The organism is Vibrio sp. A11 (assembly GCF_013048705.1).
In the GTDB taxonomy this organism is placed as follows: domain Bacteria; phylum Pseudomonadota; class Gammaproteobacteria; order Enterobacterales; family Vibrionaceae; genus Vibrio; species Vibrio metschnikovii.
The window spans coordinates 1-4,441 of the sequence record NZ_VHSI01000037.1; the positions used below are offsets into that span (position 1 = coordinate 1).

General features: G+C 40.6%; 4 protein-coding genes and 1 CRISPR repeat array. All 4 genes read left to right on the forward strand.

Features of this window, described 5'->3' with window-relative positions; genetic code table 11:
* Window positions 1–144 precede the first annotated feature (144 nt).
* Window positions 145–684, forward strand: a complete 540-nt coding sequence (locus FKQ60_RS16965) for a hypothetical protein (protein ID WP_170906798.1) — start codon at window positions 145–147, stop codon at window positions 682–684.
* A 1,642-nt stretch (window positions 685–2,326) separates the two neighbouring features.
* A CRISPR array of direct repeats spans window positions 2,327–2,534; the repeat unit is 28 nt; unit sequence GTTCACTGCCGCACAGGCAGCTTAGAAA.
* Window positions 2,535–2,707: 173 nt separating this feature from the next.
* On the forward strand, window positions 2,708–3,124 hold the full coding sequence (locus tag FKQ60_RS16975; RefSeq protein ID WP_170906799.1) for a lysozyme inhibitor LprI family protein: 417 nt from the start codon (window positions 2,708–2,710) through the stop codon (window positions 3,122–3,124).
* Between the two features lie 209 nt (window positions 3,125–3,333).
* Window positions 3,334–4,047 (forward strand): Fic family protein, encoded by a 714-nt coding sequence (locus FKQ60_RS16980; RefSeq protein ID WP_170906800.1) that lies wholly within the window; start codon window positions 3,334–3,336, stop codon window positions 4,045–4,047.
* A 138-nt stretch (window positions 4,048–4,185) separates the two neighbouring features.
* Window positions 4,186–4,441: MmcQ/YjbR family DNA-binding protein (locus FKQ60_RS16990; protein ID WP_170906801.1), on the forward strand; the 256-nt coding region annotated here is incomplete at its 3' end.

Below are 4,441 nucleotides of genomic sequence, written 5' to 3' on the forward strand. Positions count from 1 at the left end.
GCAACTAACAAACGGCTCAAGAGGGATTGCCAACGCGTGGCGACTTTAGTGCAAAATTGAAGTTCAGTGTTTACAGTGTGTTTTTTAAGTTCGGCGGTGCGTTGTCAACCCCTTAGCCGGGCGTTATACCACTTCGGAGATAAAATGCGCGAGCAATTAAAAAATCTGACAGAGAATGATTACTGGGTTTATGGTGTAACTGAATCCGACTTCGATCATGCAGTATCAATTGTGCGCGAAATGATAGAAGCGCGAAATCATCAGTATGAATCTGAAGCAGCAATGGTTCGTAGCGAAAGCTCTGAAATTGCGGATGATATCCTTGATGACGTTGCTTACTATCGTTATACCGATAATCAGTATCTTTGGCAGTTTGCTCTCTGGAGGCTTCAGGGATTAATTGAAGCAGTTATCACTTATCAGCTTGTAGATAAAAATACCAAGAAGCTGTTCGGGCTTAAGTCAAAACTAGAAGCTTTAGTTAACAGTGGCTATCAAATCGAGCAGCATGAGATCGAGGAGTTGTTACTTTGGGCAAACCTAAGGAATGCAATTTCTCATGCTCCCCCGGAACAGTTTCGACCTATTCCATTATGTGAAGACGATATTGTGGAATACCAGATGTTTGTAAAAAGGCTATTTGTGAGATGGCATTCAGGGAAAAACGTTGAGACAGTGGTATAACAAAGCGTTTAAGAGGGATTCACAACGCTTAGAATTTTCGTTATACATTGATTTTATTAGTTTTTAGTGTAATGCGGTGAGTTGGTCGTTGCGTTGCTCACCCCTTAACGCGGCGTTATGCTTTATTGAGCCTCAGCAAAATCAATATATAAATTTTAATGGGAAAACTTAGTCTGATTTAAAGGGTTTTCTGTTCTAATTCATTTATATTATGGGTTTATTGTTCTTTTTGGTGGCGATTGAAAGTTGAACGAGGCTTTTGTGTTTTTGTCGGCTTTTGCTCTGATAAATTGTGTATGCAAAAGGTTCGATTATCGCTGAAAAGTCTCTTTCTTTGGTGTTGTTTGCTCATTGATTCCGCAGGCCATTTCGCTTCAGCATGTTTGGGATCTCATGAACATCTTACTTGCTGACAGTGTTTGGTTAGCGCAAGTTTATCGGTGGTTATGCGCTTTTTTCCGACTCTGCTCTGATAAATTGTGTACGCAAAAGGTTCGATTGTTGCTGAAAGGTCTCTTCCTTTGGTGTTGTTGACCCCTTGATCCCGCAGGCTAATTCGCTTCAACTTGTTTGGGATCTTATCGGCATCAATGATTGCTGAAAGTAGGCAAGTTTATCATTTTGAGTTAAAGTGGCTTTAACCAATGAAAATTGTAAAAGTTCAATGCAATCAATAGGTAATAAAGCATAACAAACGCTTCAAGAGGGACTTCCAACGCGTGGCATTTTTATTATGCGTTGATTTTGGTGGTTACGGTGTTATGCGGAAAGTTGGTAGTAGCGTTGTCAGCCCCTTAAGCGGGCGTTATGCTTTATTGAGCCTCAGCAAAATCAATATATAAATTTTGATGGGAAAACTCAGTCTGATTTAGACGTTTTCCTACTCTAATTTATTGATATTATGAGTTTATTGTTTTTTTGTGGCGATTGAAAGTTGAACGATACTTGTGCTTTTTCGGCAACTTTGCCCTGATAAATTGTGTACGCAAAAGGTTCGATTGTCGCTGAAAGGTCTCTTTCTTTGGTGTTGTTTGCTCATTGATTCCACCGGCTATTTCGCTTCAGCATGTTTGGGATCTCATGAACATCTTGCTTGCTGACAGTGTTTGGTTAGCGCAAGTTTATCGATGTTTGTGCGTTTTTGTCCGGCTCTGCTCTGATAAATTGTGTGCGTAAAAGGTTCGATTGTTGCTGAAAGGTCTCTTTCTTTGGTGTTGCTGGTTCATTGATTCCACAGGCTATTTCGCTTCAACTTATTTGGGATCTTATCGGCACCAATGATTGCTGAAAGTAGGCAAGTTTATCATTTTGAGTTAAAGTGCTGCGAACAAATGAGTTTTTTAAAAGTTCAATGTAATCAATGAGTAATAAAGCATAACAAACGCTTCAAGAGGGACTTCCAACGCGCGGCATTTTTATTATGCGTTGGTTTTTGTGGTTACGGTGTTATGCGGAAACTTGATAGTAGCGTTGTCAGCCCCTTAAGCGGGCGTTAACTGGCAATAAAATTACCCATCTTTTTTCGTTGAATTTTAAGTCATTGATTTATATTAATAATAAATCGAGTGAAAAATAAAAGGTTATTTTGAGAAATTTGATGTAATTACTTTTATTAACAATAGGTTACTGATAAAGTTTCATAGTTCACTGCCGCACAGGCAGCTTAGAAAACCTTATTCAAAGTATTCGTCTGCCGCTGGTGGTTCACTGCCGCACAGGCAGCTTAGAAATGTTGGCACTCGATAACGATCTGACCTTAGATGTTCACTGCCGCACAGGCAGCTTAGAAACATTGGTGCCATTACTAGTGTCTGTCTGATTCGTTCACTGCCGCACAGGCAGCTTAAAAATATTGGTACTTTTGGCATTTGGGACCGGCCAGTTAACAAAGCGTTTAAGAGGGATTCGCAACGCGCGGCATTTTCGTTATGCATTGATTTTATTAGTTTTTAGTGCAATGTGGTAAGTTAGTCGTTGCGTTGCTCACCCCTTAACGCGGCGTTATGTGCTTTCGGAGAAAATAATGAAAAAGTGTCTATTAATTATCCTTGCTTGTTTTTCATCTGCTGTGATTGCTGGAAACGGACCTCTTGATTGTGATAATGCGATGAATACGCTTGAGATTAATCAGTGTGCGAGCATGGCTTTAGAATCAGCTGAAGTGGAGTTGGCAAAGTATCTTGCAGCAAGCTTTGAGCATAATTCGGCTGATGTTGAGTTGATAGCTGCAATTAAATTAGCTCAAGGCGATTGGCAGGCTTATATGTCTTCTCATTGTAATTCGGTATACACCCAATGGCGCAATGGTACAATTCGAGGTGTTATGGCGATATCTTGCAAAACTCGGTTAACCAAGCAAAGAGCGCATGAATTATGGGAAAACTTCTTAACTTATATGGATGGCACACCTCCAGTTTTGCCGGAACCTAGTCTGGAGTAAATTTCAGCTACGCACATAACAAACGGTTAAAGAGGGATTCGCAACGCGCGGCATTTTTGTAATGCGTTGATTTTTGTGGTTACGGTATTGTGCGGTGAGTTGGTCGTTGCGTTGCTCACCCCTTAACCGAGCGTTAGCCGACTTCTACCACCTTACTCATCAGTAAGTGTATACTTAACCAAGTTTTACTTACATAGAAGAAGATCACCATGACAGCATTGACAGATAACATGTGGAATATGAAACCAAATATACCGTTGGCTAAACAACTTGCCAAAAGAGATGTACCATCTTTGGTTTATGACGCTGTTAACCTCGAGGGTGTTGCAATGACTTTACCTGAGGTGCAAACCATTTTAGATGGGATCACCGTAGGTGGTCATCGAATTAGTGATCAAAATATGGCAATGAACCAAGCTCGAGCATGGGAGTTTATTTTTGGCTTAGTTGATCAAGGTGAGTTCCAATTTAATAAAGAAACCGCCTTAAAAATCCACAATATCGCTGGCAAAGAAGAAGCGTTAGAGTGGGGTAAATTTCGCTCTGGTTACGTTTCTATTACGGGTTCAGAGTATGAGCCTCCGGCTCCAGATGAGTTGGACGAAAAATGGCTTGAAGTTGAGAGTCAGGTGAATAGCGAATCTGATGTTTACGATCAAGCAATTACTGCATTTTTACAAATGGCACGCGCTCAATTTTTTTGGGATGTTAACAAACGTACGGGGCGGTTCATGATGAACGGTATTTTGTTAGCTAATGGTTTCCCTATCATTAATGTGCAAGCCAAGCGTCAACAAGAGTTTAATACGCTCATGCTTGACTTCTATTCTTCTAATGACATGAGAGCAATGAATAAGTTTTTACGCAGCTGTTTGGATGAAAAAATCATTCGTAATTTCAAGCTAGATCTGAAAATCGGCTAACAAACGCTTCAAGAGGGACTTCCAACGCGTGGCATTTTTATTGTGCGTTGGTTTTTGTGGTTACGGTGTTATGCGGAAAGTTGGTAGTAGCGTTGTCAGCCCCTTAAGCGGGCGTTATGTGCTTCAAGGATGAACAATATGAATTACGATGAATTTAATGAATTTTGTGGCTCTTTCCCCGCTACTAGTCATGTTGTTCAATGGGGCAATTCTGATGTATGGAAAGTAGGCGATAAGGTATTTGCGGTCGGAGGTTGGAGCTCTGATGGGAAATCGGCATTTACTTTTAAGGTGTCAGACCTGAACTTTGATTTTCTGAGTAATTGTGATGGTTACAGACCAGCACCATATTTTGCTAATCGAGGAATGAAATGGATTCAGCAAACTGAAACGG

Bases quoted from the DNA above. Each gene is read 5' to 3' on its own strand.
- FKQ60_RS16965 (WP_170906798.1), top strand. From the start codon at position 145: ATGCGCGAGCAATTAAAAAATCTGACAGAGAATGATTACTGGGTTTAT.
- FKQ60_RS16975 (WP_170906799.1), top strand. From the start codon at position 2,708: ATGAAAAAGTGTCTATTAATTATCCTTGCTTGTTTTTCATCTGCTGTG.
- FKQ60_RS16980 (WP_170906800.1), top strand. From the start codon at position 3,334: ATGACAGCATTGACAGATAACATGTGGAATATGAAACCAAATATACCG.